Annotated in this window: 23 protein-coding genes and 1 tRNA gene; 15 read left to right on the top strand and 9 right to left on the bottom strand. The window is 72.1% G+C overall.

The window, feature by feature from the left end; all coding sequences use genetic code 11:
• The first annotated feature begins 171 nt into the window (after nucleotides 1–171).
• The 3 genes from RWH43_RS11350 to mmuM all read left to right on the top strand — a co-directional run bounded on the left by RWH43_RS11350 (nucleotide 172) and on the right by mmuM (nucleotide 2,706).
• The gene (locus RWH43_RS11350; protein ID WP_316001524.1) at nucleotides 172–1,173 is read left to right on the top strand and encodes a LacI family DNA-binding transcriptional regulator; all 1,002 of its coding nucleotides are present in this window, start codon (nucleotides 172–174) and stop codon (nucleotides 1,171–1,173) included.
• A 175-nt stretch (nucleotides 1,174–1,348) separates the two neighbouring features.
• Complete coding sequence (locus tag RWH43_RS11345) at nucleotides 1,349–1,855, top strand: MarR family winged helix-turn-helix transcriptional regulator (RefSeq protein WP_144832214.1); 507 nt, start codon at nucleotides 1,349–1,351, stop codon at nucleotides 1,853–1,855.
• On the top strand, nucleotides 1,852–2,706 hold the full coding sequence (gene mmuM / locus RWH43_RS11340; protein WP_316001523.1) for a homocysteine S-methyltransferase: 855 nt from the start codon (nucleotides 1,852–1,854) through the stop codon (nucleotides 2,704–2,706). Before RWH43_RS11345 ends, mmuM begins: the two co-directional genes overlap by 4 nt.
• Before the next feature lie 91 nt (nucleotides 2,707–2,797).
• Here mmuM and RWH43_RS11335 read toward each other — a convergent pair whose 3' ends face one another.
• The gene (locus RWH43_RS11335; protein WP_144785944.1) at nucleotides 2,798–3,271 is read right to left on the bottom strand and encodes an Lrp/AsnC family transcriptional regulator; all 474 of its coding nucleotides are present in this window, start codon (nucleotides 3,269–3,271) and stop codon (nucleotides 2,798–2,800) included.
• Between the two features lie 155 nt (nucleotides 3,272–3,426).
• Between RWH43_RS11335 and ald the strand changes: the two genes are divergently transcribed.
• Nucleotides 3,427–4,512: an alanine dehydrogenase gene (gene ald, locus RWH43_RS11330; protein WP_316001522.1), complete on the top strand. Its 1,086-nt coding sequence runs from the start codon at nucleotides 3,427–3,429 to the stop codon at nucleotides 4,510–4,512.
• Nucleotides 4,513–4,864: 352 nt separating this feature from the next.
• Here ald and RWH43_RS11325 read toward each other — a convergent pair whose 3' ends face one another.
• Together RWH43_RS11325 and RWH43_RS11320 are read right to left on the bottom strand one after the other, a co-directional pair.
• Nucleotides 4,865–5,548, bottom strand: a complete 684-nt coding sequence (locus RWH43_RS11325) for a response regulator (protein WP_316001521.1) — start codon at nucleotides 5,546–5,548, stop codon at nucleotides 4,865–4,867.
• Complete coding sequence (locus RWH43_RS11320) at nucleotides 5,545–7,149, bottom strand: sensor histidine kinase (RefSeq protein ID WP_316001520.1); 1,605 nt, start codon at nucleotides 7,147–7,149, stop codon at nucleotides 5,545–5,547. The genes RWH43_RS11325 and RWH43_RS11320 overlap by 4 nt, the downstream gene beginning before the upstream one ends.
• A gap of 137 nt (nucleotides 7,150–7,286) precedes the next feature.
• Between RWH43_RS11320 and RWH43_RS11315 the strand changes: the two genes are divergently transcribed.
• Genes RWH43_RS11315 through RWH43_RS11305 form a run of 3 tightly spaced genes read left to right on the top strand, consistent with a single transcriptional unit; the run spans nucleotide 7,287 to nucleotide 9,583 of the window.
• Nucleotides 7,287–8,756: a cation:dicarboxylate symporter family transporter gene (locus RWH43_RS11315; protein WP_316001519.1), complete on the top strand. Its 1,470-nt coding sequence runs from the start codon at nucleotides 7,287–7,289 to the stop codon at nucleotides 8,754–8,756.
• The gene (locus tag RWH43_RS11310) at nucleotides 8,753–9,268 is read left to right on the top strand and encodes an aldolase/citrate lyase family protein (RefSeq protein ID WP_316001518.1); all 516 of its coding nucleotides are present in this window, start codon (nucleotides 8,753–8,755) and stop codon (nucleotides 9,266–9,268) included. Before RWH43_RS11315 ends, RWH43_RS11310 begins: the two co-directional genes overlap by 4 nt.
• 15 nt (nucleotides 9,269–9,283) lie before the next feature.
• Entirely contained in the window at nucleotides 9,284–9,583 is a 300-nt protein-coding gene (locus tag RWH43_RS11305; protein ID WP_316001517.1) for a hypothetical protein, read from the top strand.
• A 242-nt stretch (nucleotides 9,584–9,825) separates the two neighbouring features.
• Here RWH43_RS11305 and RWH43_RS11300 read toward each other — a convergent pair whose 3' ends face one another.
• Genes RWH43_RS11300 through RWH43_RS11285 form a run of 4 tightly spaced genes read right to left on the bottom strand, consistent with a single transcriptional unit; the run spans nucleotide 9,826 to nucleotide 12,305 of the window.
• Nucleotides 9,826–10,380: a DnaJ family domain-containing protein gene (locus RWH43_RS11300; RefSeq protein WP_144832232.1), complete on the bottom strand. Its 555-nt coding sequence runs from the start codon at nucleotides 10,378–10,380 to the stop codon at nucleotides 9,826–9,828.
• Nucleotides 10,377–11,309: an oxygenase MpaB family protein gene (locus RWH43_RS11295; protein WP_144832236.1), complete on the bottom strand. Its 933-nt coding sequence runs from the start codon at nucleotides 11,307–11,309 to the stop codon at nucleotides 10,377–10,379. The genes RWH43_RS11300 and RWH43_RS11295 overlap by 4 nt, the downstream gene beginning before the upstream one ends.
• 52 nt (nucleotides 11,310–11,361) lie before the next feature.
• Nucleotides 11,362–11,892 (bottom strand): hypothetical protein, encoded by a 531-nt coding sequence (locus RWH43_RS11290; protein ID WP_144832239.1) that lies wholly within the window; start codon nucleotides 11,890–11,892, stop codon nucleotides 11,362–11,364.
• Nucleotides 11,893–11,894: 2 nt separating this feature from the next.
• Nucleotides 11,895–12,305, bottom strand: a complete 411-nt coding sequence (locus tag RWH43_RS11285; RefSeq protein WP_154097258.1) for a DUF4383 domain-containing protein — start codon at nucleotides 12,303–12,305, stop codon at nucleotides 11,895–11,897.
• A 250-nt stretch (nucleotides 12,306–12,555) separates the two neighbouring features.
• Between RWH43_RS11285 and RWH43_RS11280 the strand changes: the two genes are divergently transcribed.
• The 3 genes from RWH43_RS11280 (at nucleotide 12,556) to RWH43_RS11270 (ending at nucleotide 14,004) form a co-directional block, all read left to right on the top strand.
• Nucleotides 12,556–12,984 (top strand): YdeI/OmpD-associated family protein, encoded by a 429-nt coding sequence (locus tag RWH43_RS11280; RefSeq protein WP_144832244.1) that lies wholly within the window; start codon nucleotides 12,556–12,558, stop codon nucleotides 12,982–12,984.
• A 43-nt stretch (nucleotides 12,985–13,027) separates the two neighbouring features.
• Complete coding sequence (locus RWH43_RS11275; RefSeq protein ID WP_230704997.1) at nucleotides 13,028–13,669, top strand: asparagine synthase; 642 nt, start codon at nucleotides 13,028–13,030, stop codon at nucleotides 13,667–13,669.
• Between the two features lie 128 nt (nucleotides 13,670–13,797).
• Complete coding sequence (locus RWH43_RS11270; protein WP_154097259.1) at nucleotides 13,798–14,004, top strand: hypothetical protein; 207 nt, start codon at nucleotides 13,798–13,800, stop codon at nucleotides 14,002–14,004.
• A gap of 111 nt (nucleotides 14,005–14,115) precedes the next feature.
• Here the strand turns inward: RWH43_RS11270 and RWH43_RS11265 are convergent.
• Nucleotides 14,116–14,188, bottom strand: a tRNA-Arg gene (locus RWH43_RS11265).
• 169 nt (nucleotides 14,189–14,357) lie between these two features.
• Between RWH43_RS11265 and RWH43_RS11260 the strand changes: the two genes are divergently transcribed.
• Nucleotides 14,358–15,854 (top strand): L-serine ammonia-lyase, iron-sulfur-dependent, subunit alpha, encoded by a 1,497-nt coding sequence (locus RWH43_RS11260; RefSeq protein WP_316001516.1) that lies wholly within the window; start codon nucleotides 14,358–14,360, stop codon nucleotides 15,852–15,854.
• Between the two features lie 14 nt (nucleotides 15,855–15,868).
• Here RWH43_RS11260 and RWH43_RS11255 read toward each other — a convergent pair whose 3' ends face one another.
• On the bottom strand, nucleotides 15,869–16,300 hold the full coding sequence (locus tag RWH43_RS11255) for a MarR family winged helix-turn-helix transcriptional regulator (protein WP_144832253.1): 432 nt from the start codon (nucleotides 16,298–16,300) through the stop codon (nucleotides 15,869–15,871).
• A 375-nt stretch (nucleotides 16,301–16,675) separates the two neighbouring features.
• On the opposite strand from RWH43_RS11255, the gene RWH43_RS11250 reads away from it, so the two are divergent.
• Genes RWH43_RS11250 through RWH43_RS11235 form a run of 4 tightly spaced genes read left to right on the top strand, consistent with a single transcriptional unit; the run spans nucleotide 16,676 to nucleotide 23,767 of the window.
• Nucleotides 16,676–19,600, top strand: a complete 2,925-nt coding sequence (locus RWH43_RS11250; protein ID WP_316001515.1) for a hypothetical protein — start codon at nucleotides 16,676–16,678, stop codon at nucleotides 19,598–19,600.
• Nucleotides 19,597–22,155 (top strand): thioesterase domain-containing protein, encoded by a 2,559-nt coding sequence (locus RWH43_RS11245; RefSeq protein ID WP_316001514.1) that lies wholly within the window; start codon nucleotides 19,597–19,599, stop codon nucleotides 22,153–22,155. Before RWH43_RS11250 ends, RWH43_RS11245 begins: the two co-directional genes overlap by 4 nt.
• On the top strand, nucleotides 22,152–23,090 hold the full coding sequence (locus RWH43_RS11240; protein ID WP_144832261.1) for an ABC transporter ATP-binding protein: 939 nt from the start codon (nucleotides 22,152–22,154) through the stop codon (nucleotides 23,088–23,090). Before RWH43_RS11245 ends, RWH43_RS11240 begins: the two co-directional genes overlap by 4 nt.
• Nucleotides 23,087–23,767, top strand: a complete 681-nt coding sequence (locus RWH43_RS11235) for an ABC transporter ATP-binding protein (protein ID WP_144832263.1) — start codon at nucleotides 23,087–23,089, stop codon at nucleotides 23,765–23,767. Before RWH43_RS11240 ends, RWH43_RS11235 begins: the two co-directional genes overlap by 4 nt.
• Nucleotides 23,768–23,773: the final 6 nt, after the last annotated feature.

Genomic DNA, 23,773 nt, shown 5'->3' with positions numbered 1-23,773 from the left:
CCCGTTTCTCTTCGTCGAGGTGCGCCGCGGGGCGCGTCGGTGTGTGCGGCTGCTCTGCCGTTCGTGCGCTTCTCGGGGTCTGCTGCCCGCCGAGGTGTCAGCAGTGTCGCCTGTAGCCCGCTTCGTCGTCAAACGTTTTCGAAAATGATTTCCACGCTAGGGTCGGATGCCATGACGAGGCGAACCACCATCCACGACGTCGCCGCGGCGGCCGGGGTCTCGGTGGCCACGGTGTCGAAGGCCGTGAACGGCCGTTACGGCGTCTCGCCCGAGACCGTGGGCCGCGTGCTCGACGCGGTGAAGACCCTCGGCTACGAGTCGAGCCTCGTGGCCAGCAGCATGCGCTCGCGCCGCACGGGAGTGATCGGTGTGCTGGTGGCCGACATCGAGCCGTTCTCGGCGGAGATCCTCAAGGGTGTCGCGGGGGCCCTGTCCGACACCGGTTACGACCTGCTCGCGTACACCGGAGCCCGTCGCGACGGCGAGGGCTGGGAGCGCCGCTCCCTGAGTCGGCTCAGCGGAACGCTCATCGACGCGGCGATCATCGTCACCCCCACGGTGGTCAACGTCTCGAGCGACGTGCCGATCGTCGCGATCGATCCGCACACCGGACGCGGCGACGTGCCGACCGTCGAATCCGACAGCTTCACCGGAGCTCAGCAGGCGGTGCACTACCTCATGCAGCTCGGCCACCGCCGCATCGGTTTCATCGCCGGTCGCCCCGATCTGCGTTCGGCGGTGGCCCGCGCATCGGGATACCGCGCGGGGCTCGCGGCCGCCGGCATCCCGTTCGATCCCGCGCTCGTGGGCGACGGACGGTACGAGCACGACGTCGCCCGCGAGGCTGCGCACGCGATGCTCGCATTGCCCGACCCGCCCACCGCGGTATTCGCGGCGAACGACCTCTCGGCCCTGTCGATCGTCGAGGTCGCCGGCGAACGTGGTCTCCGCGTGCCCGACGACCTCTCGGTGGTCGGCTTCGACGACGTGCCCGAGGCCGCCCGCGCCCAACCCGCTCTCACGACGGTGCGCCAACCCATGAAGCGCTTGGGCGCTGAAGCCGTGCGCATCGTGCTGGCGCTGCTCGCCGGTGAGGAGCTGCCGGCCACGCACGTCGAGCTTCCGACGCGTCTGGTCGCGCGCGGGACGACGGCGCCGCCGCGCGAGCGCTGAAGCGGGGCGTGCGGCCGGTGCCCCGGCATCCGGTGCCCCTGCCCTCACCACTTGCGTGAGTGTCGAGATCGTCCGGGTGTTCTGGGCGCTCAGCGGCCTGTCGTCGCCCCGGCGAGAGCGCCGACGAGCCCGCAAGGCGCGCCGCGACACCCCGCGGCTCCGGTACCGTCGAAGAATGCCTACCGCGAGCAGTAAAGACGACGAGGTCGACCTCCTCATCGACGCCTGGTCGCAGCTGCTGCCCGAGGTCGACCTGACGCCCCTCGATGTGATGTCGCGCCTGCGCCGCGCGGCCTTCCACCTGTCGAAGCTGCGCGCCAAGGCCTTCGCGAGCGCCGGCATCGCCGTGTGGGAGTTCGACGTGCTCGCGGTGCTCCGCCGCGCGGGCACCGAGCTGAGCGCCACGCGCCTCATCACGGCCACCATGATCGGCAGCGCCGCCATGACCAACCGCCTCGACAAGCTCGCCGAGCGCGGCCTCGTGCACCGACGTCCCAATCCCTCCGACGGTCGGGCCATCCTCGTCGCGATCACCGCCGAGGGCATCGAGCGCGTGGACGCCGCGATGACCGAGCTCGTCCGTCTCGAGGCCGAGGCCCTGCGCGATGTCAGCCGCCAAGACCAGGCGCTGCTCGCGAGCGCGCTGCGCGTGCTGGCGGCCGGCGAGACGCACGAGGCGTGACCGACTTCGCCACCGCTCTGACCCAGCGCCCCGTCGTCCTCGACGGCGGTCTCGGCACTCTGCTCGAGACGCGCGGCAACGACGTCACGAGCGACCTGTGGTCGGCGCGCGTGCTGCGCGACGACCCCGACGAGGTGCGCGCCGCACACGCCGAATTCGTCACCGCGGGCGCCGAGGTCGTGATCACCGCGTCGTACCAGATCGGTTTCGGGGGAGAGATCCCGGATGCCGAGGTCGAGGCGTTGCTGCGCCGCTCGGTGACCGCGGCGCGCGACGCCGGCGCGGCGGTGGTCGCGGCATCCGTCGGTCCAGTCGGAGCGCTCCGCGCCGACGGCAGCGAGTACACCGGCGCGTACGGGCTGACCCTCGCCGAGCTGCGCGATGCCCACCGCCGACGCTTGCACGTTCTCGCGGATGCCGGGGCCGACGTCCTGGCGATCGAGACGATCCCCTCGCCGCTCGAGGTGGAGGCCCTCGCGCTCGAGCTCGCCGCGCTCGACATGCCGGCCTTCGTCAGCCTTTCGGCCGACAGCACCGGTTTCGCGGGACGCGGAGCGCTCGCCGCGGCACTGCGCGAAGCGGCATCCGCCCCGGGAGTCGTCGCAGTGGGGGTCAACTGCTGCGCCCCCGGCTCGGTGCTGCCCGCCCTCGCGGATGCGCCCGACCTGCCGCTGGTGGTCTACCCCAACACGGGCGAGACGTGGGAGGCCGCGACGCGCACCTGGCACGGCGGAGCTGCCCCGCTCGCCGACGACGCTCCCGCGTGGGTCGCCGCCGGCGCGCGTCTGGTGGGCGGATGCTGCCGGTCGAGGCCCGCCGACATCGCCGCGATCGCGGCCGCGGTGCGCTGAGCGGGCCCTCCACCGTCTGCGTGAGGGGTCACGAAGTGTCGCTTCGAGAGGCTTCCGGCGACCGATCGTGACCCCTCACGCGGGGGCGGGCTCAGTCGAAGTCCGCGGCCAGGGCGTTGCGGTGGTACTCGAAGATGATGCTCGTGCGCGTCGAGGCGACGCTGTGCCGAGCCGAGAGGTGGTCGACGACGAAGCGGCGCACGGCCGACGAATCGTCGACGGCGATGTGCACGAGGAAGTCGTCGGCGCCGCCGAGGAAGAACAGCTGGATCACGTCGGGGTGGCGGCGGATCTCGTGAGCGAACGCGCGGATGCTTTCCTGCCGCTGCCCCGGGCGCAGGGTGACCCCGACGATCGCCTGCAGCCCGCGGCCGAGGCGGCTCTGGTCGACGGCTGCGTGGAACCCGGTGATGAGCCCGCGGTCGACGAGGCCCCGTAAGCGCGCATGGGCGGTGGATGCCGCGACCCCGAGCTCGTCGGCGAGGGCGGCGTTCGTCATGCGTGCGTCGGCCGACAGCAGTTCGATGATGCGCGCGTCGAGGGGGTGCAGGTCGTCGTCGGCCACCGTAGATCCTTCGCGTCGGCGACCCCGGCGGGAGTCGTTTCGCCGATGATATCCCTGCACGAACGGCTGTAGCCGAAGGATCTGCGCGGAAACACCACGGAAACACTCTTTTCTGCGATCCTCTCGGCAACGCTCATCCGCTCGAGGAGGAACCCATGCGCGTGTCCGTGCCCACCGAGATCAAGAACAATGAGAACCGCGTCGCCATGACGCCCGCGGGGGTCGATTCGCTCGTCCATCGCGGTCACGAGGTCTTCGTGCAGGCGGGTGCGGGTGAGGGCAGCGGCTTCTCCGACGAGCAGTACCGTGCGGCCGGTGCCGAGATCGTCGACACCGCCGAAGAGACCTGGGCGCGTGCCGAACTGCTCGTCAAGGTGAAGGAGCCCATCGCCCCCGAGTACGGCTTCCTGCGCCGCGACCTCACGCTCTTCACCTACCTGCACCTCGCCGCCGACCGACCGCTGACCGACGCCCTCATGGGTGCGGGCACCACGGCCGTGGCGTACGAAACCGTGCAGACCGCCGATCGGGCGCTGCCGCTGCTGGCCCCCATGAGCGAGGTGGCCGGGCGCCTGTCGATCATCGAGGGCGCCCACCACCTGCTGCGCGCCTCGGGCGGGCGCGGTCTGCTCCCCGGCGGCGTGCCCGGTACCCCGCGGGCCAAGGTCGTCGTGATCGGCGGCGGCGTCGCGGGCGAGCACGCCGCGGCCAACGCCCTCGGACTCGGTGCCCGCGTCACGGTGATCGACATCTCGCTGCCCAAGCTCCGCCAGCTCGAGGAGCGCTTCGGCGGCGCGATCGAGACCCGCGCCTCGACCCGTCTCGAGATCGCCGAGCAGCTGTCCGACGCCGACCTCGTGATCGGCTCGGTGCTCATCCCCGGCGCCGCCGCCCCCAAGCTCGTCACCGACGACATGGTCGCCGCGATGAAGCCCGGCGCGGTGCTCGTCGACATCGCGATCGACCAGGGCGGCTGCTTCGAGGGCTCGCGCCCGACCACGCACGACGCACCCACCTTCCGCGTGCACGAGGCGCTGTACTACTGCGTGGCGAACATGCCCGGCGCGGTGCCGCACACCTCGACCCGGGCTCTGTCGAACGCCACCCTGCCGTACATCACGCGCATCGCCGAGCAGGGCTGGGAGGCAGCGGCATCCGCCGATCCTGCCCTCGCCAAGGGCCTGAACGTGCGCGCCGGGGTGGTCGTGAACGAGGGCGTCCGCGCGGCTTTCGACCTCTGATCCGCAGAGGTGGCTGAGCTTGTCGAAGTCACCGGGGTTGCCGCGGGTTCCGGTCCCTTCGACAGGCTCAGGGACCTGGGTTGCGCGAGGGGGCTGCGGGTTGCGGTCCCTTCGACAGGCTCAGGGACCTGGGTTGCGCGAGGGGGCTGCGGGTTGCGGTCCCTTCGACAGGCTCAGGGACCTGGGTTGCGCGAGGTGGCTGTGGGTTCTGGTCCCTTCGACAGGCTCAGGGACCTCGCGTGGCTCAGGGATCTCGCGTGGCTCAGGGACCTCGCGTGGCTCAGGGACCTCGCGTGACTCAGGGACCTCGCGTGGCTCAGGGACCTCGCGTGGCTCGGGGACCTCGCGGGGCTCAGCCGCGCACCCAGGCGTAGGTGATCTCGGGGCGGCCCTGGCCGCCGTACCGGGGTTCGCGGCGCACGCGCCCGGCGTCGGCGAGGTGTTCGAGGTACCGCCGGGCGGTGACCCGCGACATGCCTTCGCTCTCGCCGACCTCGGTCGACGACACCGCTCCGGCGGCGGTGCGCACGCGCGCGGCGACGGCCCGCAACGTCTCGTCGCTGAGCCCCTTCGGCAAGGTGGGGGCGGCGACCGTGCGGAGCGACCCGAGCAGGGCATCGACCTCCGACTGCGTCGCATCGCCGGCGGCGCGATTCAGTCCCTCGACGTACGCGCGGTACGCCTCGAGGCGCTCGCGGAACGCGGCGAACGCGAACGGCTTGATGAGGTACTGCACGACCCCGATCGACACCGCCGCCCGCACGGTGGCGGCGTCGCGCACCGCGGTCACCGCGATGATGTCGACGCCCGAACCTATCGCGCGCACGCGCCGGGCGACGTCGAGTCCGGTGCCGTCGGGCATGGTCATGTCGAGCAGCACGAGATCGATCGAGCGATCCGGGTCGGTGATCGCGGTGAGCGCCGCGCGGGCTCCGGCGGCCTGACCGACGACCTCGAACCCCGGCACGCGGCCGACGTAGGCGCTGTGCAGCTCGAGGGCGAGGGCATCGTCGTCGACGACGAGCACGCGGATCACGGTGCCACCGCCTCGGCCACCGCGGGGAGGAAGACTCGCACCGTGGTGGGCTGAGCGGTCACCTGCAGAGTGCCTCCCCGGGCGGCGACGATGTCGCGCACGAGCGCGAGTCCCACGCCGCGCCCGCCCGGGGCGAGCGCGGTCTTGGTCGAGGCGCCGAAGGCGAACGGGTCGTCGAGTCTCGGGTCGAACCCCGCTCCGCTGTCGACGACCTCGACGATCACGTCGGCGCCGTTCTCGCGCAGCGTCGCACGCACCCATCGCGGCTCGGGGCCCGTCGCCGCGGCATCCAGTGCGTTGTCGACGAGGTTGCCGACGACCGTCACGGCCTCGGCGGCGACCAGCGGCAGCGTCGGGGTGGGCTCGGCCACATCGATGTCGAGGCGCACTCCGCGTTCGGCGGCTTCGTCGAGCTTGCCGAGCAGCAGGGCGACGACCACGGCGTCGTCGTCGTCCGAGACGAGGCGGTCTGCGAGGTCCTGACGCTCTCCGGTCGACGCGACGATCAATCGTCGGGCTTCGTCGACGCGGCCGAGTTCGAGCAGAGCGAGCAGGGCGTGCAGGCGGTTGCCGTGCTCGTGCGTCTGCGAGCGCAAGGTGTCGCTGAGCGTGCGCACGCCCTCGAGCTCGCCCAGCAGGGCCTGCAGCTCCGATCGATCGCGCAGGGTCATCACGCGCCCGCGCTCGGGAGCGCGTCGGCCGCTGAGGTCCCGCGCTTCCTCCTGGTTGACCAGCAGCACGCGGTCGCCGTTCACGACGGTCTCTTCGACCATGCGGCGCCCGGTCGCGATGGCATCGGCGAGCCCGGCGTCCATCTCGACCTCGCGGGGGTCGAGAGACACCTGCCCGCTCGTGGCCGGGGGCAGCCCCAACAGGTCGGCCGCCTCGTCGTTGTACAGCACGATGCGTCCGGCACGGTCGGTCACGACGAGCCCCTCGCGCAGCGAGTGCAGTACGGTCTCGTAGCTCTCGACGAGCCGCGACAGCTCGCCCGGCGTGTACGACCCGGTCACGCGACGGGCGCTGCGGCGCACGTACAGCGCCCCGAGCACGCCCATGCCGACGATGGCGGCGGATGCCAGGACGATGAGCGGTGCGCGCGCCGCGATGTCCTGCTGCACGGCGCCGAGGGTGACGCCCACCGAGACCAGCGCGATGATGTCGCCGTTCTCGCCGCCGTCGACGCGGATGGGAGCGATCGTGCGGACCGAGGGACCGAGGGTGCCTTCGTACACCTCGGTGAACGTGTTCCCGGCGAGGGCTTCTTCGCGCGAGCCCAGGTACGGCTCACCGATCTCCGACCGGTTGCGATGGGTGATGCGGGTGCCGTCGGGCGTCATGATCGTGACGAACGACAGGTCGGCCTCGGCAAGGATCTGCTCGACCATCGGCTGCAGGGTGTCGGAGTCGCGGGCGGCCGCGAGCACCGCGACATCGGGCTCGTGCGCGAGCGTCTCGGCGACCGACCGCGTCACCTTCTCGGCCTCGCGCTGACCGGAGTCGCTGAGCTGCAGCGACAGCAGCGCCGCGAGCACGCCGGCGACGAGAACGACGACGCCGAGCGACACCAATGCCAGGCGTCCTCCCACGCTCAATCGCATGTCACCGCCCTTCCTCGCGCTGTCGTGAACAATACGACCACAAATCGTGGATGCGTCCGCGCTCGACCACAGTCAAGTCATTCGCCGACGGCTTCGTCGGGAAAAACAATGACGTTAGGAAGAGGGGAAAGGCGCTGATGGCTCTCTCACTCCGCACCACTCGGGATGGTCGCCCCCGTAAGAAGATCGACCGCAACCACTGGCTCTACATCGCCGTGATCGTCGCCGTCGTGGCCGGCATCATCGTCGGTCTCATGGCCCCGGCCTTCGCCACGGCACTCGAGCCGGTCGGCAAGGGCTTCGTCTCGCTGATCAAGATGATGATCGCCCCGGTGATCTTCTGCACGATCGTCGTGGGCATCGGCTCGATCGCCAAGGCCTCCACGGTCGGCAAGATCGGCGGCCTGGCGATGGTCTACTTCCTGGTGATGTCGTCGTTCGCACTGATCATCGGCCTGGTCGTCGGCAACATCATCCACCCCGGTGAGGGTCTCAACATCTCGGGAGCGACGTACGAAGCCCCGGCCGAGGCCACCACCACGCAGGACTTCATTCTGGGCATCATTCCCACGACGTTCTTCTCGGCATTCACCGGCGGCAGCATCCTCCAGGTGCTGTTCATCGCCCTCCTCGTCGGCTTCGCTCTGCAGGGCATGGGCGAGCGCGGAGCGCGCATGGTCGAGGGCATCCGCAACTTCCAGGTGCTCGTCTTCCGCATCCTCGGCATGATCCTGTGGCTCGCTCCGATCGGCGCCTTCGGTGCGATCGCCGCGGTCGTCGGCAAGACCGGCTTCCAGGCCGTGATCAGCCTCGGCATCCTGATGGGCGCGTTCTACCTGACGTGCTTCCTGTTCATCACGCTCGTGCTCGGTGTGATGCTGTACGTCGTGACCCGCGTGAACATCTTCACGCTCATGAAGTACCTGGGCCGCGAGTACCTGCTGATCGTCGGCACCTCGTCGTCGGAGGCTGCTCTGCCCCGCCTCATCGCCAAGATGGAGCACCTCGGCGTCTCGAAGCCGGTGGTCGGCATCACCGTCCCGACCGGGTACTCGTTCAACCTCGACGGCACCGCGATCTACCTGACGATGGCCTCGCTGTTCATCGCCACCGCGATGGGCTCGCCCATGTCGCTCGGCGAGCAGATCGGGCTCATGATCTTCATGATCATCGCCTCGAAGGGCGCCGCCGGTGTCACCGGAGCCGGTCTCGCCACCCTCGCCGGTGGACTGTCGGCCTACCGCCCCGACCTGGTGGACGGCGTCGGTGTCATCGTCGGCATCGACCGCTTCATGTCGGAGGCCCGCGCCGTCACCAACTTCACCGGCAACGCGGTGGCCACGATGCTCATCGGCGTCTGGACCAAGGAGTACGACGGCCAGCGCGTCCGCGAAGTGCTCGCCGGCAACCTCCCGTTCGACGAGACGATGCTCACCGGCGACGGTCACGGCGGCTCGCACGGTGCGGCCGTGAACGAGGCGGCGGATGCCAAGCAGGACGCCTCCGTGGCGGTCGGCGCCGGCCCCGTCGGTGCCGTCGACACCTCGACGCTCAACGCCTTCCGCGTCCAGGCGGAGGCGGAGGAGTCGGCTCGGAGCCGCTCGTGAGCCTTGCGCACACCCCGGCGGGGGCGGCTTCGGCCGCCCCCGCCCCCGCGCGCGCGGACCTCGCCCGCACCTGGATGCTTCGCTCGCCCCTCGCGGGCGGCCTCGACACCGCGGCCGATGTTCTCGTGCTCGATCTCGAAGACGGCCTTCCCTCCGGACGCAAGGACGAGGGTCGCGATCGTGCGCGCCGCGCGGCCGCCGAGGTTCCCGTCTGGCTGCGCATCAGCGCCGCCGGCACCCGAGACGGGCAGGCTGATCTCGCTCTCGGACGCGAGCTCGACGACCGTCTCGCCGGGGTCGTCCTGGCGATGTGCGCCGGCCCCGCCGACGTCGGTCACGTCGCGGCCTCGCTTCCGGCGGGCACGCCGATCGTCGCGATGGTCGAGTCCGCCGCGGCTCTTCTGGCCGCCCCCGCGATCGCCGCGCACCCCGCGACCCGACGTCTCGCTTTCGGCACCGGTGATTTCCGTCGCGACACCGGCATGGCGGCGGACCGCATCGCGCTGTCGTAGCCGCGCGCCCAGCTCGTGGTCGCTTCCGCCGCGGCGGGCATCGCCGGCCCGATCGACGGCCCCTGCGGTCCGATCGACCAGGCGCTCGACGCGGCTCGGCACGCGGTCGCGATGGGTTTCACGGGCACCTTGGCGCTCCAGGATGCCGCCGTGTCCGGCGCCCATGCCGGCTTCACGCCCGCGCCCGACGAGGTGGAGCGCGCCCGCGCCCTGCTGACGGCGACTCCCGACGGTCCGGTCGACGGCTCGTACGCCCCGACGCTCGCGCGGGCCCGCGCCCTCATCGCGCGCGCCGAGGCCCTCGCCGCCCTCTGACCGAGCGATCACCCCGCGCAAGGTCCCTGAGCCCGTCGAAGGGACCGCCTGACCGCGAGGTCCCTGAGCCTGTCGAAGGGACCGCCCAGCGCAAGGTCCCTCAGCCTGTCGAAGGGACCGCCTGAGCGCGAGGTCCCTGAGCCTGTCGAAGGGACCGCCCAGCGCAAGGTCCCTCAGCCTGTCGAAGGGACCGCTCCAAACCGGCGGCTTCGACCAGCTCAGCCACCTCGCGAAGGACGCCCCTACCGCCTCCGGAACCACCTCCGACGCGGAGCCGGCGCCTCCACCGCGGCCGCGGCCTCGCGGGCGCGGCGTCTCTCGCCCCACGCCGCGAGCTCGGCCTCGACGTCGACGGTCGGGGTGACCACGGGCGGCCCGCCCTGCAGCTGACGCCGCGCCTCGATGACGCGGCGGTTGAAGTCCTCGAGGGCTTCCCGCACGTCGGGCTCGCGCGCGATGGCATCCATCCGCTCCGCCCGTTCGGCGTACTCGACCCGCAGCGTCAGGGCCGGGGGACCGAGACCCGAGAGCTGCTCGGTCTCGATCTTGCGCCGGATCCACCAGTTCGGGTCGTGCGACGCCCCCAGGTCGGGCAGGGGCTTGCCCGCCCCGGGCAGATCGTCGAACTCGCCGCGACGGATCGCCTGCTGGATCGAGGTCTCGACGAAGGCGGCACGCTCCGCAGCCGTCGAGCCGCGGGCCGGTGCCTCGGGCTCCGCTTCGGGTTCGAGCCCCGCCTCGCGCAGACGGCGGTCGAGTCGGTAGCGTTCGGCCTCCTGCCGGGGGTCTTCGCTCACGCCGCCTCCCGCTGTTCGCGCTCCAACCGGCGCAGGCGTTCACGTGCCATGTCTTGGGCGCGGGGCCCCGAGCCGAGCGCGCGCTCGGTGATCCGCAGCACGAGGCGGGTGAGGGTCAGCACGGGCAGGGGCCAGCGTCGCACGCCGAGCATCTTGCGGTAGCGGCGGGGGATCGTCGCGACGGCCGCGGCGAACAGCACGCGGTACGACAGACCCATGAGGCCGGGGAACGGCGGCTTGCGCAGGAAGCGCACGACGTCGGCCACGCGCTCGTCACCGCGCAGCTCGCGGCGGTCGGCGAAGCCGTCGATCTCGGCGCGCAGGGCGTCGCGCGTGAGGGGCGGATCGACCACCCGCATCAGGCGCCCCGCCGTCGCCCAGTCGGCGACGTAGGCGTCGGGTCCGCCGGGAATCGGTTTGCGTGAGACCTCGTGTCCGGCGAGGAACGCGTCGGTGAAGGCCAGGTGCACCCACCTCACGAGGTCGGCCGCCTCCGCCGTGTAGCCGCGCTCAGTGCCGTCACCCGCCCGGTATTCGCCCTTCACCCGTTGGTGGAATCGACCGACGCGTCGGGTCTCGGCATCCGCCTGCGTCGTACTCCCGTAGGTGAGGGTGATGACCCAGCGCACCGTACCGGTGAGGCGACCGATGGGGTCTTCGCGATAGCGCGACCAGTCGTGCACCCCCGCGAGCGCTCCCGGGTGCAGTGCTTGCAGGAGCAGAGCCCGGATGCCGGCGACGAGAGTCCCCATGCCGGCGTGCACGGTCCACGCGGGGCCGTTCTCGGCGAAGTAGCCGGTGTCGTCCCCGTCGGCGATGGCGCGGACGTACGGTGCCATCCCGGTCGGGTCGCCCGCCAGAGCGACGAGGATCTTGCCCCGCAGCGACTGGATCCAGCCGGGAGCGGAGGGGTAGGTCGCGTCGGTCACCTCTCCAGCGTGCCACCGTCTGAGCGGGCGGGCGCGGGATCGACCGAGGTCGTCAGTGACCTTCGTGCGAGATCACAGGAACGGTGCCGTCGTCGCGCATGAGCACGGCGTCCTGAGTGGCTCCGAGAGCCGGGGTGACGATGACCGAGAGCACGGCGGCCGCGACGAGCAGCCCGACGACGCTCATCGGCTTCGCCGCACGGTCTGCGGGTGCTCCATCGCGCAGACGGCGCAGGTGCACGGCGACCGTGGCGCCCACGACGACGAGCAGCACGCACGCGGCGGCGACGCCGAGGATGCTCGTGTGCGCGGGCGTGAGGAACATCAGTGCCGACACCACGAGCAGCGAGGCGATCGCGCCGCCCAGAGCGAGGCGCGGAAACACGAGACGGCCGGTGGAGAGGACCGCGCCGCCCCAGGCGAGAGCGGCGAGTCCCAAGACGACCGCCCCGATCCCGAGGCCGTCGGCGACGGCCCCGGAATCGGAACGGACGATCGCACCCGCGCCGAGGGCGGCGGTGATGAGGCCGGCCCCCCACGCGGATACGGAGGGCCACGACCGCACGAAGGTCGCGGCGGTCATGATCAGACCGCAGCCGTGCGCGGGACGTTGCGCTCGGTGCCGAGTCCGACACCCAGCAGCACGACGGCACTGGCGAGGTGGAGGAAGTGGTCGGGCACGTTCAGCGCAAGGATGTTCGCCGCGGTACCGGTCAGGAAGAACCCGACGATACCGAGCAGCAGGTACACGGCGCCGACGGTGGTGTTGACGCCCTTCGCGGCACGTGCGTTGGCCAGGCCCGCGATCAGCAGGGCCGCACCGATGAGCAGGTGGGCGATGTTGTGCAGCGGGTTGACCTCGAAGATGCCGAGGAGCAGATTGCCCTGCGTCGCGATGAAACCGACGCCGCCGGTGACGGCGAAGCCGAGAAGACCGACCAGCAGGTAAACGGCACCGAAGACGGTCGCGACGATGCGGTTGGGTGACGAGCTCATGATGAACCTCCCAGAGTGTTGGCAGCGACCGTCCGGTCGCTTCACCACATCTTCGGAGGAACACTTCGAATCGGATTGCCCTTTGCTTTCGCAGCACGCAATGCACTATGCCCGGAAACGACAGAAGGCCCCCGAGTACTCTCCGAGGCCCTCCGCAACAGATCCGACGATAGGCAGGGGTACCAGTCCGCCCGAGGGGATTGCATTTCGCGGGGTGTTCACGTAGCGAGCGATCTGGGACACTCATCGCATGCGGTTCGAGACCACACTGCTTCAGATGGGCAACAACACCGGCATCGAGGTGCCGCCCGAGGTGCTGGAGGCTCTGGGCGGGGGCAAGCGCCCTGCCGTGACCGTCGATGTGAACGGCTACACCTACACCAGCACTGTGGGGGCGATGGGCGGGCGCTCGCTCATCCCGTTCTCCGCCGACAAGCGCAAGGCGACCGGTCTGGCGGGTGGCGATGCGATCACGGTGGAGCTCGCGCTCGACACGGCGCCGCGCACCGTCGAGGTTCCCGACGATCTGGCCACCGCGCTCGCCGAGGTGGGGAGACGTGACGCGTTCGACGCGCTCTCGCCCAGCGCGCGCAAGGCGCACGTGACGAACGTGGAGTCCGCGAAGGCCGCCGACACCCGCTCGCGTCGCGTCGAGACGATCGTGTCGAAACTCGCCTGAGCGATCCGCGCGCCCCGGGCGATAGCCTGGAGCGGGAGGTCCCGTGGGGCGTACGAAAGAGGCCATCGCCGAGGGGCTGTCGATTGCGACGGCCGCGGCACGTCTGACCGTGCGCAATCGGATCCTGGTCGAGACGATCGCCCGCGGGGGGCAGTTCGACGGCGAGGTCTTCGCCGACTTCGCCCGCGAGACGCTCGCCGCCCTCGCCGATGAGCAGGACCAGGCGGCCGAGCGCGTCACCCACCAGCGCAAGCGTGCGTGGGGACGGTTCTCCGACTCGTCGGGCACCCATGACTACCGCGATCGCGACACCCGCAACCTCCGCCGCCGGGCGAAGCAGTCCCGTGGCGTCGCGAAAGAGCTGCGTGCTCTCGCCGCCGACCCCGAGCGCCTCGCCAAGCTCGTCGCCGACGCCCGGATCGCGGCGTGGGGCGATGTCGAGGCGAACCTCAGCAAGCGGCTCGACGTCGAGGGCATGACCGCCGACGCCGATCCGGAGTACGCCCAGATGCGCAAGGCCCGTATGGACGCCCTGCGCATGGTCGACCTCGCCCGCCTCGCCTCCCAGGCCAAGCGCCGCGCGAAAGAGAAGGCCGCGGCCGATGAGGCAGAGCCCGCCGACGAGGTCGCACCGACGACCGGTGGCGGCAAGGGCGGCAAGAAGAAGAAGTCCGCGGCGCGCTGAGGGGTCCTCTCGCGTGAACTGACACGGGTGCCTTCGCTCATGCGGCCGAGTCTCACCCGCGTGCGGCGCGGTGCGCGGGCGCACGTGCGAGCCCCGAGTAGCGTCGGCGCCGACGGAAGGTGGATGCCATGGCGCAGCGACGCTTCGGACGAAAGCCCCGCGTGGCCCGAGAGGGATATGCGCTCGTGTCGGTGAGCGCCCGCGACGCGGCCGGCTTCGTGCACCACTACGACGACATCGAGGCCCCGCTCGGATCGCTGCACGAGGCGATGGCGATCCTGCAGCTGCACTCGGCGGCGACCGAGGCCGCGCACCGGCGTGAAGCCTCGGCCTGACCCGGCACCACCGCGACCACGCGGGACGCGGAGGGCTCGGCATCCGGAGACGGAAAAAGCCCCGGCCGGAGTTTCCTCACGGCCGGGGCTTGTCACTGTCTCAACACAGTGTGCGCCCGAAGGGACTCGAACCCCTAACCTTCTGATCCGTAGTCAGATGCTCTATCCATTGAGCTACGGGCGCTAGGGCCTCCGCGCGAAACGGCGCGCAGGCCGTGGTCCAGCATAGCCGGGACCCTGTGGCACGTCTAATCGGCTCCGCACACCCTGCATCCCGGGCGTGGCGCAGCGGTGACGCCAGGGTGTCTGCGCGGTGACTGCGCCGGGGCGGAGGGGCGACGTACGCTGGCGGGATGAGCGCATACACCTCCGCGTTCGAGCTGTTCTCCATCGGGATCGGACCCTCGAGCTCCCACACCGTCGGCCCCATGAGGGCCGCTGTCGATTTCGCCGCTCGACTCGAGGGCGACGGCGCCCTCGAGAAGGTGGCATCCGTCTCGTGCGCCCTGTACGGCTCGCTCGGCGCCACCGGTATCGGGCACGGCACCCCCGACGCGGTCGTCGCGGGCCTGCAGGGCCTCGAGCCCGAGAGCGTGGATCCGGATGCCGTGCGGCGGGCCTGGTCGGATTGGCCCGAGGGGCAGCCGCTCCTCCTCGCCGGTCGGCGCGAGATCGCCTTCGCGAAGAGCGACGTGGTCTTCGAGCCGCGAACGCGGTTGCCCGGTCACCCGAACGCCATGACCCTCGTCGCGCGCGACGGCGATGGCGCGGTGATCGCGGAGGACACGTACTACTCGGTCGGTGGAGGCTTCATCCGCCGCGAGGGAGAACCCGCGCGCGTGGCGGCCGAGCCGATGCCGCTCGCGTTCGACGACGCGGCGACACTGCTCGCGCTGTGCGACGAGCGCGGGATTACGATCGCCGAAGCGGCTCGTCTCAACGAGACCGCGCTCCGCAGCGACGAGGAGGTCGCGGCCGGCCTCGATCGCATCTGGGATGCCATGGCGGCGTGCGTGAACGCCGGACTCGCGAACGACGGTGTGCTGCCGGGCATGCTCAAGGTGAAGCGTCGCGCCGCGGTCATCCGCGGCCAGCTCGAGGAGATCCAGGCCGAGGGGCACCGCGAGCTGCCGGGCGAGTGGCTCGGCGCCTTCGCGCTGGCCGTCAATGAAGAGAACGCCGCGGGCGGACGGGTGGTGACCGCCCCGACCAACGGCGCCGCCGGCATCCTGCCCGCCGTGGCCATGTACTGGTGGCGATTCCTGGCTGACTCCGGACTCGGCCAGGGCAATGCGGTCACCCCTTACGGCGAGCTCGTCGGCAGCGCCCTGCTGGGCTACGACGGTCACGCGGTCACGCGCGGCGAGGTGTCGGCGTGGGACGACGACGATGTCGCAGAAGCCAATCGCCGTCGCGGCATCCGGCGATTTCTGCTGACGGCGACGGCGCTTGGCTCCCTCTTCAAGGCCAACGCCTCGATCTCGGGGGCCGAGGGTGGATGCCAGGCCGAGGTCGGATCCGCGTGTGCGATGGCCGCGGGTGGACTGACCGCCGTGATGGGCGGCACCAACCGGCAGATCGAGAACGCGGCCGAGATCGCGATGGAGCACCACCTGGGCCTCACGTGCGACCCGGTCGGCGGGCTCGTGCAGATCCCGTGCATCGAGCGCAACGCGATCGCGGCGTCGACGGCGGTCACGGCCGCACGTCTCGCCCTGCGCGGCGACGGCAGTCACTACGTGTCTCTCGACACGGTGGTCGAGACGATGCGTCAGACCGGTATCGACATGTCGACGAAGTACAAGGAGACGAGCGAGGGCGGCCTCGCGGTCAACGTCATCGAGTGCTGAGCGGGAGCGGCGGCTCAGGCGTCGTCGCGCAGCTTCGCGGTGAGGGCGTGCAGTTGCGCGAGTTCTGCGTCGCTCAGGCGCGCCATGCGCTCGGCGATGGAGCGGGCGTGCGAAGCGGCGATGCGACGGAAGATGACCGCTCCCTCTTCGGTGGCCGTCACCAGGGACCCTCGCCCGTCTTCCGGGTCGGCGCACTTGGTCACGAGGCCGCGCGCGACCATCCGCTCGACCAGTCGCGAGACGCTCGGCTGGCTGATCAGCATGTTGCCCGTGACCTCGCGCAGGCGTGCCGTCATGCGCGGGGCGCGGGTGACGGTGAGCAGCACGTCGTACTCAGCCTGCGTGAGTTCGGTGCCGTCGAAGTCGGTGCGGATGTCGTCGAACACCTCGTGCTGGGCGCGGAAGAGACTCTCCCAGGCCTGCACGGCGAGACGACGATCGGTCATAGGTTCAGCGTAGGGGAGCGGCCCGGCGGGACCGCTCTCTCGACCTCGGCGCGGCGCACAGAGTAAGGGCCGGTCGGAGAGGCTTCCGACCGGCCCTTGTCCCTGCACCAAGAGTGTCCTGCAATCACATGTCGGTAGCTGCCACAGCAAAACAACTACCGTGCGAGCACTCTATAACGGTGAGGTAACGGAGGGGAAGAGGGGCTCGTTATGTTCTTGTGATCGATTTCCGACGAGCGGGCCGGGACTCGGTTCCTGATGCCGGGCGCGACGGCTCTGCGTATTCCGGCCGACGTCGGCGCGTTGCCCTCCGCGGTGCTCGGCGGACCGAGGGCGAGGAGTAGATTCGCCTCATCCTCATCGCTTAGGGATCCCGTGCGCCTGCTGCCCTCTTCGTCGCGCGTCGTCTTCGGTGGCATGGTCGCCCTCGTCGCCGCGGTGACGACGGCGCTCGCGGTGCTCGTGCCCGCCCTGACCGAGCAGGCCGGTGACGCCGGGGCGCGCGGCGTCGTCGCCGCTCGATCGGGAGCCGAGACCGGCCTCGACCTCGCGCTCCCGGCATCCGGAGACCCCGTCGCTCAGGACGAACTGGTGCGTCGCACGATCGCCCGCGTCATGCCCGACGGTGCCGACCTCTCGATCGAGAGGACGGAGACCGCCGGGCTCCTCGACGCCGGGGCGGGGCGCGCGTATCTCGCGAGTATCGACGGCCCCGCCTTGCCCCTCGAAGCCGGACGATGGCCCGCCACCGCCAGCGAGGCCGCCCTCGGCTCCACTGTCGCAGAGACGCTGGATGTCGAGATCGGCGACACCTTCGACCTCGGCGGCCGCACGGTGCAGGTCACGGGATTGTGGTCGTCGTCGCGCGCGGCGGCGGATCGATGGTTCGGCGTGCGAGCGGCCTTCGCCGCGGGCGGGGGAGAGGGCCCCGTCGCAGTGTCGGCGGAGGTCGTGGACGCCGTGGCCACCGCGGACGGTCTGACGCGCGAGGTGCATTGGACGCTGCGCCCCGACGCCGCGCGCCTCGACCTCGCGACGTTGCACGCGGTGAGCGCGGGGTGGCGAGCGCTGCCGGACGCCCTGGCGGCGGAAGGGGTGGAAGCCGCGGACATCGAGACCGCCGGGGCCCTCGTCCCGACGGCGCAGATCGCGTCGGCCCGCGCCGCGGTGCTGAACGCGGCCGCGCCCGTTTCGCTGGCGACCGTCGCTCTCGCCTCGCTCGCGGTGACGACCCTGTTCGCCGCTCTGCTGGTGGGCTCCGCAGCCGCCGAGCGGCGGACCCGCTGGGCGCGGGGGCAACCGCTGACGCGCATCGTCGCCGCCGAGTCGGTGCGAGCGCTCGTACCCGGCGTCGTCGGTGCGATCGTCGGTGCGGTGACGGTCGCCGTCGTGCTCACGCCGTCCGTCGCCATGGTCCCGTGGATCACCGGTGCCACCGCGGTGGGGGCCGCGGCTCCGGCGGTGCTCGTGGCCGTCCTCGCCACCCGCGACGTGGGCGTCCTCAGCCGCGCGGAGGGGGCGGCATCACCCTCGCGCCGGTGGAGTGCCGGGGTCGCGGCATCCGTCGTCCTCCTCCTCGCGGGCTTCACGACCTGGCGCGCGCTCACGCTCGGCTCGACCTCGGGCGACGGTCGCGGCGGCCTCTCGCCCGACCCCGTCGCCGTCGCCGCCCCGGCAGCGCTGCTGCCCGCCGCCGTCCTCGTCGCGACGGCCGCCCCGTTGCTGCTGACGCAGCGGCTTCGCGAGCGTCGTGCCGCCCGAGGCAGCGCCACCGCGTTCCTCTCCGCGATGGGCGCGGCGCGGCGTCCGTTCGCCCTCGCCGCGACCGTCGCCGTCGTGGGGGTCGCTGTCGCGCAGCTCGGGTTCGCCGCGGTGTACCAGTCGACGTGGGACGCGGGGTATCGCACCGCCCTCGCCGCCCAGGAGGGAACGGACCTGCGCGTCGCGGGCGACGGCGACGAGCTGACGCCCGCGGTGCTCGACCGCGTCGCGGGTGTCGAGTCGGTCGCGGGGGTCGCGCCCGTGTGGACGGCGAACACCTCGATCGCCGCGCGTTCGGCCTCGCTCGTGATCGCGTCGCCGGCCGCGGTCGCCGCCCTCGCCGATCCCGCGGTCCCCGACCGCGATCGTCTTGCCGAGGGCGCACGCTCCGACGCTCCCGGCCCTCTCCTCCCCGAGGACGCCCAGGACCTGACGGTGCAGGTACGGGCGACGGATGCCACGGCTCAGGCCGCCGCGGTCGTTCTCGTGGACGCGTGGGGGCGGGTCACCTCCGTGGGGGCCGGAAGCGACGGGGCATTCGCGATCCCCGCCGTCTCCGCCGGCCCGGGCGGGGCGTGGCGGCTGGCGGCGGTCGAGGTCGCCGTATCGACAGGGGATGAATTTGGAGCCCTGGTCGCCATCGACGGCGTGAGCGTCGACGGGGCGCTGCTCGACCTGGGCGCGGCGGTGATGCCCGTCGACATCAGCGGCGAGGCGATCGACATGCAGACCGCGGCGGGTCCCGCCGAGGTCTCCGTCGGCAGTGCGATCACCCGGGTGCGGTTCGTGCCGGTCGCATCGACGGCCTCCGCCGTCGTTTCGCAGGCGTTCGCCGCGGCCTCCGGCGTGACGGAGGGAGACACTCTTCCCCTCGCGCTCGCGCCCGGTGCCGAATCGCGGCCGGCCCGCGTCGCCGCGGTCGTTCCGGTCATCCCCGGGGCGCCCCTCGACTCGGCCGTCTTCGTCGACGTCGGGACGGCGCTGTCGTCGCGTCTGCGCACCGCCACGGCACTCCCGGGAGCGGAGGGCGCCTGGATCTCGCCGGGTGCCGATCCCGAGGCCGTCGCCGCGGTGCTGCCCGACGGATCGCGGATCGCGGGCACCACCGCCGACGACGGGTACGTCGTGCTGTCGAAGGTGCCGACGTTGCTCTGGACGGGTGCCGCGGGCTTCGCCGCCCTCGCGGTCGCGGGGCTCGCCGCGATCGCCCTCGTCACGCGTCGATCGAGGCGCGATGAAGCGTCGTCCCTGCGCGCGATCGGTGTCGCACGGGCAGTGCGCCGGCGCCTGCGCGTGACGGAGGCCGCCGCCGCGGTCGCGGCGGGATCCCTGGTCGCCGTCGTGGCGACGGCGGTGGCGGCGATGGTTCTCCTCCCCGTCGTGATCACCGGTGCCCTCCCGCGAGCGGTCGATGTGGACGTCGTGATCGATCCCGTGCGCGCGGGCGGTGTCGTCGCTCTCGCCGTGCTCGTCGCACTGGCCGTCGCCGTCTGTTTCGCGATGCGCGACGACATCTCCACGGACGGAGGCGAACGATGAGGCGGTGGTGGCGCACGATCGCACCGCATCGATTCGCCCTGGCGCTCGTGTCGATCACGGTCGCCGTGCTCGTGGCATCCGGAGTCGCCGTTCCGCGCGTGCTCGACACGGTCGCCGACGCGCGACTGGCGGCGGCCCTCGCGCCGGAGGGCGACGCGGAGGCGGTCGCCGCGGCGAGTGTCGTGTTGAGCGCCGACCTCGACGACTTCGCGTTGGGCGCCGACACCGTCGACGACGTGGCCACCACCCTCGCGCGGTATCCCGCGACCGTCGATGAGCCGCTGCGGTCGGCTCTGGGGGAGGCGGCGTGGATCCTGTCGTTCCCCGATGTCACGGCGGTCGCCGTCGATGGCTCGCTCCTTCGCATCCGCGTGGGTACGGCGCCCGAGTACCAGGGGCAGTGGTCGATCATCGAGGGAACGGCCCCGCGACCTGCCGCCTTCGGTGCACCGGTCGAGATCGCCCTCGAGCAGTCGGTCGCGGCCCGGGCCGGCGCGAGCGTCGGCACCGTGTGGCAGGGTCCCGACGGATCCTTCGCCGTGACGGCACTGATCGCCGACGCGGAGGGCGGTCCGTCGGCGCAGGACGTCTTCCATCGGGCGGTCTCGTCCCGCGTGAGCGCCACCGATGACCTCGTCACGGTCGGGGCGTACGTCGACCCGGGGTCGATCGCGACGCTCGGCCCTCAGCTCGCTCGCGCTCAGCTGGTCGCGACGCTCCCCGTGCGTGCACAGGGCCTGCGATCAGGCGATGTCGACGGCCTCGAACAGGCGGCGAACAAGACCTCCGCGCAGGGGACCACCCTGGCGAGCGGCTATCCCGTGACGGTCTCGACGCGACTGTCCGCCCTGCTCGATCGGGTGCGGACCGCGCAGGACGCGCTCGTCGCCCTCACGGCCCTCCTCGTCGCCGCGCCCCTCGGCGCCGCGATCCTTCTATGCGCCCTCGCCGTCACCGCCGCCGAGCGCCGCCGCGCGGGGGAGCGTCGGCTCGTCTCGGCGCGTGGTGCGGCGACCGGGCGCGTCATGGCATGCGGGGCCGTCGAGGCGTCGCTCGCGGCGACTGTCGGAGGGGTAGCGGGGTGGGCGCTGGCGGTCGCCCTGACGCCTCGGTCGACGCTTCCGGATGCCGTGGCCACCGGGCTCGGCCTCGTCTTCGTGGTCGTGGCCGGGGTGGCGGCGCTGGCGGCGATGTGCGCGCGCCAGGCGGTGCGGCCGACGCGGGTGCCGTCGGTGGTGCGGGTCGCGAGGGACGGGGTCGTGGTCGCCGTCGCCCTCGTCTCACTCTCGCTCCTGCTCGGACGCGGGGTTCCCGCCGCGGGCGTGGACCCGTTGCTCAGCCTCAGCGTTCTGCTGGTGGCGGTCTCCGCGGGGCTCGTGCTCGCTCGGGTGCTCGGCCCGCTGGTGAGTCCCCTCGCCGGGGTCGCGTCGCGCGGCCGTTCCCTCGGCGTCGCTCTCGCGTTGTCCCGACTGGCGCGAGGGGGCGGGCGCGCCCTGCAGATCACCGGCGTGACGATTGCCGTGGCCACCGCGACCCTCTCCCTCGGGCTGGCGCAGCTGACCGGCGACGGCATCTCCGCCGCGGCCTTCCGCAGCGTCGGTGCCGACGTGCGTGCGTGCGGCGACGATGCCTCCCTCGCCGCGACGAGCCGAGAGGCGGCCTCGGTCGACGGCGTCGCCGCCGTCGCGCGGGTGCGCCGGCTCGACGGCATCCCGGTGACGGGGGATGGACGACTGCGGCCCGTCACCGTGCTCTCCGCATCGACCGTCGACCTGCACCGCGTCGCGCCCCCCGTCCCCGAGCTCGGCGACACCGATCCCGTGCCGGCGGTGATGTCGCGCTCTGCGGCGGAACTGCTCGAGGGGACGTTGGCGGTCGGGGGTCGAGAGGTGTCGGGTGCAGCCGTCGTCGACGACGACGTCCTGCCTTCGTTCGCGGACTCGTGGGTGCTGCTCGACGATCGCGCGGCGGAGGCTCTCGCCGCTCCCGTCGGGGCGTCGTGCCTCGTCATCACCGTGATGCCCGACTCGCCTCCGGGGCTCGTCGCTTCGCGCCTGCGCGACGCGGATCCCGGGCTCGAGGTGGTCGATGTGGCGTCCGCGACGGCCCAGCGTCTGGCCGCGCCCACGGCGGCGACGATCCTGGGGCTCCTTGCGGGGGCCGCCGCTCTCGCAGTTCTCACCGCGCTCGCCCTCTCGGTCATCACGGAAGCCGCAGCAGCGCCCGAGCGGCGGCGCACGCGCGCTGTGCTGTCGGCGTTGGGCGCGGGCCGGGTGCACGGCGTGGTCGCGGTCGAGGCGGTGCCGTTGGCGACGGTCGCCGCCATCGTCGGCTGGGGCGTCGGGTGGGTCGGCGTCGTGGTCGTCGCGGGGGCGGGTGGTCTCGCCGACCGCCTGGGTATCGCCGCACCGCTGTCGATCGCCAGCGTCGTGGCGCCGGCGGCCGCGTCCGCGCTGATCGTCGGGGTGATCGCTGCCGCATCGACGACCACGGCCGCGATCGCGGGCAGGCGGCGCCGCGCGCGCCGCGATGAGGGAGAGGAGCGGGGCACATGACGGAGAGCTCGGTCGAGATCGAATGCGTCGATCTGGTGAGGATCTACCGCGGAGCGGGCGTCGAGGTGCAAGCCCTGCAGGGGCTGAACCTGCGGGTCGAGAGAGGCGAACTCACCGCGATCGTTGGCGCGTCGGGGTCGGGCAAGTCGACGCTGCTGTCGATCCTGTCGGCCCTCGATGTCGCGAGCGCGGGGCGCGTCCACGTGGCTGGTCGCGACCTGCTCGCGCTGACCCCGCGCCAGCGGGCGGAATACCGTCGCACGGTGGCGGGATTCGTGTGGCAGCAGACGGCCCGCAACTTCCTTCCGGGCCTGACGATCGCCGAGAATCTCGACCTCACGTTGTCGGTGGGGCGCATCCCGCGCCGCGAGCGGCCGGCTCGTGCGGCGGAGATGCTGTCGATGCTCGACGTGGCGGGCGTCGCCGACCGACGGCCGGGCCAGGTCACCGGAAGCGAGCGACAGAGGGCGGCGATCGCGCTGGGCCTGGCCAACGGGTGCCGTGTGCTGTTCGCCGACGAGCCCACCGGAGAGCTCGACGATGCCAGCTCCGCGCAGGTGCTCGCGGCGATGCGGGCCGTGAACGAGCGCTCGGGTGTGACGGTGCTGATCGTGACCCACGACTCCGGCGTCGCCGATCACGTGCGCAGAACCGTCGGCATCCGGGACGGACGGACCTCGGTGGAGGTGTGGCGCGATGAGGCCGGACCCGGCAGAGATGCCCGGGAGTACGCCGTGCTCGATCGCGCCGGCCGTCTGCAGCTTCCGCGCGAGCACATCGACAGGCTCGGCATGCGCGACCGCGTGCGGTTGCAGCTCGAGAGCGATCACATCCGCGTGCAGCCCGCCGAGACGACGGAGGGTTCTGCGGCGGCGGCGGAAGGGTCGGATGCCGCGGGCCCGCCGCCCGCGACCAGAAGGAGCCGGCGCCGATGAGTGGAGACGACATGATCAGGGTCGCGGGTCTCACCCGCTTCTTCGGACGCGGGGCTGCGCGCACGACCGCCCTCTCCGACGCGTCGCTCTCCGTCGCAGCCGGCGAGTTCGTCGTGCTGCGGGGCCCGTCGGGGTCGGGGAAGACGACGTTGCTGACCCTCGCGGCGGGCCTCGACGAGCCCGACGCGGGGGAGGCGTGGATCGGCGATGTTCGGGTGACGGGGGCGGGGGAGGCGGATGCCGCGCGCCTCCGCCGCGAGGTGATGGGTTACGTCGACCAGGAGTTCGCGCTGGTTCCGTTCCTCACCGCGGCCGAGAACGTCGAGCTCCCTCTGCGGCTGCGCGAGGCGGGAGCGCGCGAGCGACGGGCGCGGGTGGCGGAGATGATCGATGCGGTCGGCCTCGGTGACCATGCCGCTCAGCGGCCCGAGGAGTTGTCGGGCGGTCAGCAGCAGCGCGTCGCGGTGGCGCGCGCTCTCGTGCACCGGCCGCGGGTGCTCGTCGCCGACGAGCCCACGGCGCAACTCGACAGTGGCACGGCGGCATCCGTCATCTCGCTCGTGATCGAGCACGTGCGCCGCGACGGGATGGCCGCCCTCATCGCGTCGCACGATGCGATCGTCGCGGACCGCGCCGACCGGGTCGTCGAGATCCACGACGGGAGGGTGCGCGCCTGACCGGTC

It is taken from the genome of Microbacterium algihabitans (genome assembly GCF_032464975.1).
GTDB lineage: Bacteria > Actinomycetota > Actinomycetes > Actinomycetales > Microbacteriaceae > Microbacterium > Microbacterium algihabitans.
The sequence above is the reverse complement of the archived record's forward strand: the minus strand, read 5'-3'. Positions and strand labels throughout refer to the sequence as shown.

Excerpts from the sequence above, each read along its gene's own strand:
- RWH43_RS11350 (WP_316001524.1), top strand. The coding sequence starts at position 172 with ATGACGAGGCGAACCACCATCCACGACGTCGCCGCGGCGGCCGGGGTC.
- RWH43_RS11345 (WP_144832214.1), top strand. The coding sequence starts at position 1,349 with ATGCCTACCGCGAGCAGTAAAGACGACGAGGTCGACCTCCTCATCGAC.
- ald (WP_316001522.1), top strand. The coding sequence starts at position 3,427 with ATGCGCGTGTCCGTGCCCACCGAGATCAAGAACAATGAGAACCGCGTC.
- RWH43_RS11320 (WP_316001520.1), bottom strand. The coding sequence starts at position 7,149 with ATGCGATTGAGCGTGGGAGGACGCCTGGCATTGGTGTCGCTCGGCGTC.
- RWH43_RS11315 (WP_316001519.1), top strand. The coding sequence starts at position 7,287 with ATGGCTCTCTCACTCCGCACCACTCGGGATGGTCGCCCCCGTAAGAAG.
- RWH43_RS11290 (WP_144832239.1), bottom strand. The coding sequence starts at position 11,892 with ATGACCGCCGCGACCTTCGTGCGGTCGTGGCCCTCCGTATCCGCGTGG.
- RWH43_RS11285 (WP_154097258.1), bottom strand. The coding sequence starts at position 12,305 with ATGAGCTCGTCACCCAACCGCATCGTCGCGACCGTCTTCGGTGCCGTT.
- RWH43_RS11280 (WP_144832244.1), top strand. The coding sequence starts at position 12,556 with ATGCGGTTCGAGACCACACTGCTTCAGATGGGCAACAACACCGGCATC.
- RWH43_RS11270 (WP_154097259.1), top strand. The coding sequence starts at position 13,798 with ATGGCGCAGCGACGCTTCGGACGAAAGCCCCGCGTGGCCCGAGAGGGA.
- RWH43_RS11260 (WP_316001516.1), top strand. The coding sequence starts at position 14,358 with ATGAGCGCATACACCTCCGCGTTCGAGCTGTTCTCCATCGGGATCGGA.
- RWH43_RS11255 (WP_144832253.1), bottom strand. The coding sequence starts at position 16,300 with ATGACCGATCGTCGTCTCGCCGTGCAGGCCTGGGAGAGTCTCTTCCGC.
- RWH43_RS11245 (WP_316001514.1), top strand. The coding sequence starts at position 19,597 with ATGAGGCGGTGGTGGCGCACGATCGCACCGCATCGATTCGCCCTGGCG.
- RWH43_RS11240 (WP_144832261.1), top strand. The coding sequence starts at position 22,152 with ATGACGGAGAGCTCGGTCGAGATCGAATGCGTCGATCTGGTGAGGATC.
- RWH43_RS11235 (WP_144832263.1), top strand. The coding sequence starts at position 23,087 with ATGAGTGGAGACGACATGATCAGGGTCGCGGGTCTCACCCGCTTCTTC.